This window comes from Priestia sp. P5_B4 (assembly GCF_056400385.1).
In genome coordinates this window covers 1-4,059 of sequence record NZ_JBFULJ010000315.1, presented here as the reverse complement: position 1 = coordinate 4,059, position 4,059 = coordinate 1, and the positions used below count along the sequence as shown (strand labels likewise).

Annotated in this window: 5 protein-coding genes and 1 pseudogene; 5 read left to right on the top strand and 1 reads right to left on the bottom strand. The window is 39.0% G+C overall.

The window, feature by feature from the left end:
- On the top strand, window positions 1–947 hold a 947-nt coding region (locus AC1DRF_RS18275), incomplete at its 5' end, for a lyase family protein (protein ID WP_477741337.1).
- 32 nt (window positions 948–979) lie between these two features.
- Here the strand turns inward: AC1DRF_RS18275 and AC1DRF_RS18270 are convergent.
- Entirely contained in the window at window positions 980–1,423 is a 444-nt protein-coding gene (locus AC1DRF_RS18270) for an HIT family protein (protein ID WP_427075993.1), read from the bottom strand.
- Between the two features lie 241 nt (window positions 1,424–1,664).
- Here AC1DRF_RS18270 and AC1DRF_RS18265 point away from each other — a divergent pair, with 241 nt between their 5' ends.
- The 4 genes and pseudogenes from AC1DRF_RS18265 (at window position 1,665) to AC1DRF_RS18250 (ending at window position 3,851) form a co-directional block, all read left to right on the top strand.
- Window positions 1,665–2,087, top strand: a complete 423-nt coding sequence (locus tag AC1DRF_RS18265; protein ID WP_043981470.1) for a MerR family transcriptional regulator — start codon at window positions 1,665–1,667, stop codon at window positions 2,085–2,087.
- Window positions 2,080–3,096 (top strand): annotated as a pseudogene (gene clpP, locus AC1DRF_RS18260) (ATP-dependent Clp endopeptidase proteolytic subunit ClpP). Before AC1DRF_RS18265 ends, clpP begins: the two are co-directional and overlap by 8 nt.
- Window positions 3,097–3,108: 12 nt before the next feature.
- Entirely contained in the window at window positions 3,109–3,273 is a 165-nt protein-coding gene (locus tag AC1DRF_RS18255; RefSeq protein WP_377574473.1) for a hypothetical protein, read from the top strand.
- Window positions 3,274–3,434: 161 nt separating this feature from the next.
- Complete coding sequence (locus AC1DRF_RS18250) at window positions 3,435–3,851, top strand: YhfM domain-containing protein (RefSeq protein WP_016764756.1); 417 nt, start codon at window positions 3,435–3,437, stop codon at window positions 3,849–3,851.
- Window positions 3,852–4,059 lie beyond the last annotated feature (208 nt).

Below are 4,059 nucleotides of genomic sequence, written 5' to 3'. Positions count from 1 at the left end.
AACTTCTTGTTACAATGAATGACATGCATGATGTGTTTAAACGAAAAGCGCAAGAATTTGATCATGTAATTAAAATGGGCCGTACGCACCTTCAAGATGCTGTACCCGTTCGTCTTGGTCAAGAGTTTGAAGCATACAGCCGCGTGTTAGCGCGCGACATTAAGCGTATCAGCGCAACGCGTGACCACTTGCATGAAGTAAATATGGGGGCGACAGCTGTTGGAACAGGCTTAAATGCAGATCCTCGCTATATTGAAAATGTAGTCAAACACTTAGCGGATATCAGTGGTCTGCCGCTTGTGCATGCAGAGCATTTAGTAGATGCTACTCAAAATACAGATGCTTATACAGAAGTATCTGCAGCGCTTAAAATCTGTATGACGAATATGTCTAAAATTGCAAATGACCTGCGTTTAATGGCCTCTGGACCTCGTGCAGGTCTAGGAGAAATCAGCCTTCCTGCTCGTCAGCCTGGTTCTTCAATCATGCCAGGAAAAGTAAACCCGGTTATGGCTGAATTAATCAATCAAATTGCGTTTCAAGTAATGGGAAATGACCAAACAATCTCTCTTGCTTCAGAAGCAGGTCAGATGGAGCTTAACGTCATGGAACCTGTGCTTGTATTTAACTTGCTTCAATCAATCAGCATCATGAACAACGGTTTCAGAAGCTTTACAGATCACTGTTTAGCAGGAATTGAAGCAAACGAAACGCGCATGAAAGAATATGTAGAAAAAAGCGTAGGAATTATTACAGCTGTTAACCCTCACTTAGGCTATGAAGTCGTATCGCGTATTGCGCGTGAAGCGATTTTAACAGGAAAACCAATTCGTGAGCTTTGCCTTCAATACGATGTGTTAACAGAAGAGGAATTAGATCTTATTTTAAATCCATTTGAAATGACGAACCCTGGTATTGCAGGAAGTTCATTGTTTGATCGTCAGTAAAAAGAACGGCTTCCATAAGGAAGCCGTTTTTTTTATAAAGACATTTGCTGAATGACGCGGCGCATTTTCTGAGCTATTGCAGCCAAAGCGTCATTTTTTTCAGCAAACTGGGGAATTTGTGTATAAAAATCTCCGAAACACTCCTCTTTATATCTCGGAACGACGTGCATGTGAAAATGAGTTAACTCGTTAAACATTCCCCCGTTTTGAGAGAGAGTAACTCCGTCTGGAAAAAAGAGCGTCTTTACTGTTTTTGTCATTAGCTTCGCTGCATTCATTACGGCCAGTATGTGTTCAGTATCAAATTCGTCAATTTCCACTATATGTGTTTTAGGAAGAATTAAGACGTGTCCTTCGTTAAACGGCTTGTGATCTAATAGGCACGTCACAAACGAATCTTCAAATATTATATGTGATTTCTCTTGGCTATTTGCTAATCGACACCCTAAGCAATCTATACGTGGATTCCCCATCATATTTTCTCTCCTTTTTTAAGATAACTAAAGTGTAGCACGAGAAGTATCAGGAGAAATAGTTTGAAATATACACAGATGTTTTTTCGCTTAGTAAAGAGAGCCCGGATATATGAACTAGGCTCTTTGTTTCGTTCTTTTCATATGTTTATCTAAAATTTACCATGGTTTTAATTGTAAAAACAAAACCTTTACAGTATAATGATAGTGTAACAGTTAACTGTAACTAATAAGGGGGGATTGTTTGAATACGTATACAGGAAAGCAAATTACGGAGTTATTAAATAATGAAGGTGCGGACTTGAACCTGCGTACGGTACGGTATTACACGCAAATAGAAATCGTTCCTCCGCTAGTGCTAGCAGGGAACAAACGCGTGTATACAGATCAGCATGTTCACTACTTTCGAGCCGTTTTAACATTATCAAAAGCAGGTGAGTCACTAGCTTCGATTCAAGAAATGCTGCGTTCAATGAGTGATGAAGAAGTAAAAAACATCGGTGCGCAGTTCCCTCTTTACCAAAGTAAACAAATTCAGAATCAAGAAATGCATCAAGTGAACGAAGATGTGTTTGTCGCTATGAACCGAAATTTATCAGCGGACGTACGGCAAAAAGTAATTGAGTCTGTTACTCAAATTTTAAAGGATCATTCATCGCATGATTAAATTAGCTGTGGCAAAATCAGTGATGGAAAAAGAAGAAGGCATGAACCACCTTTGTATTACATTTGAACGTTCGCAAGTAAAAGTAACAAACATCACGATTGATATTCAGCTGCCCGAAGGCCTGTTTAAAACGACAAACTTAAATGGATACTGGGAAAACGAACAGGGGCAAATCGAAGTAAAACATATCGACGATGAACCTCTATTAATAGAGCTCTACACGGAAGAGGCCGTTTTATATCCACAGGCAGAAATTGCAGTTGCTGTGAATTACCACGATGAAAGCTTGCATATACAGCAAAAAAGGCATTCTCTAATGATTAAATTTACGGATGAAGATTTGATAGGGGATTCATTTTTAAATCATGAAATCAGTGCAAAAGTGAAAAAATTTGCTCGTACTAATTCAGGGGAAAGAGGCGGTCACATGAACTTAACTCCATATGTAGTGGAACAAACAAGCAAAGGAGAGCGTGCCTATGATATTTATTCAAGGCTGTTGCTCGACCGAGTGATTATGCTTACAGGTGAAGTTACGGACGAGGTGGCTACTACCATTATCGCTCAGCTTCTATTTTTAGATGCTGAAAACCCAGAAAAAGATATCAGCATTTATATTAATTCACCGGGAGGATCTATTACAGCGGGCATGGCTATTTTTGATACGTTGCAGCTTATACGTGCAGACGTAAGCACATTGTGTATAGGGCTAGCGGCATCTATGGGTTCATTTTTACTAGCGGGTGGTCAAAAAGGGAAACGTTTTGCTCTTCCTAATAGCGAAGTGATGATTCATCAGCCGCTAGGAGGAGCAAAAGGACAAGCAGCTGAAATTGAGATTCGAGCAAAGCGTATTTTGCGGTTAAAAGACCACTTAAATGAACTGCTGTCTGAACGAACAGGACAGTCGCTTTCAACAATTAAAAAAGACACTGATTGAGATACATTCTTTACAGCGGATGAAGCAAAAGCATATGGCATGATTGATCAAATTTTAGTTCATCAATAAGGAGGATGCCGTGTGGAAAAAATAAATCGTTATTCAGTAGAATATGAATGGGCGAACGTGATTTTTTATCAAGAAGTAGAGGCAATGACTATACAAGAAGCAAAAGAGCGCATTCAACATACAAAAGTAAACGCTGCTATTCGCGCTGTTCATGTCATAGAAGATGTCGAATTGTAACGAAAAACTGGATCCTTTCGGGGATTCAGTTTTTTTGAGCAAATGAAGCAGGGATTTAGATGAAGAAAGGAGAATGCAAAAAGAGATTTAAAAACGAGCAGCTGGTAGCATCATTCAGCAAGAACATCTCATTTCAATTACACAAAGAAAGGTAGATGTAAATGAAAAAAGTATGGTCTGGATTAGTTGTTCTCATTGCTATTTGTTGGGTGATAACAGGATGTCAGCAAAGCAGTGCTTCAAGCGGTACTGTTGAACAAAAGCTCGTAATCGAAAAATACATAGCCGATAATCAATATGGCCATGCGGTTAAAATGAAAGACCAAAATCAAGTGCAGAAAGTGCAGCAGTGGTTAAAAGATGTATCATGGAGAGAAGAAAAAGCTGAAATGATTCGAAAACCTAACTACATTCTTCACTTTGAACCGGTAGAAACAAAAAAGGATATAAAGGTACAATCTTATCGCATGTGGGTCAACTTAGAAAACGAAACCGTTGAATTAGCTACAGATACACACTACGCACAGTTAAAGGGCAAACAAGCAAGATCATTTATTGAATTAGTAGAGCCGAAATAGAAAGCAGCTATACAACAATGTCCAATGAAAGCTAAAACTTCACTTGTTCATATCGAAGCTATCTTCACCGATATGCTTGATGATCTCGAAGGTTCAGAGCTGCTCATTACTAACGCGCTTGATATGAGAGTGTAGAAGTATTAAATGTGAGAGGTGACAAGCGGCAATTATTAAATGTAGCAATAAAGAATTACACTTACAGGTAGGT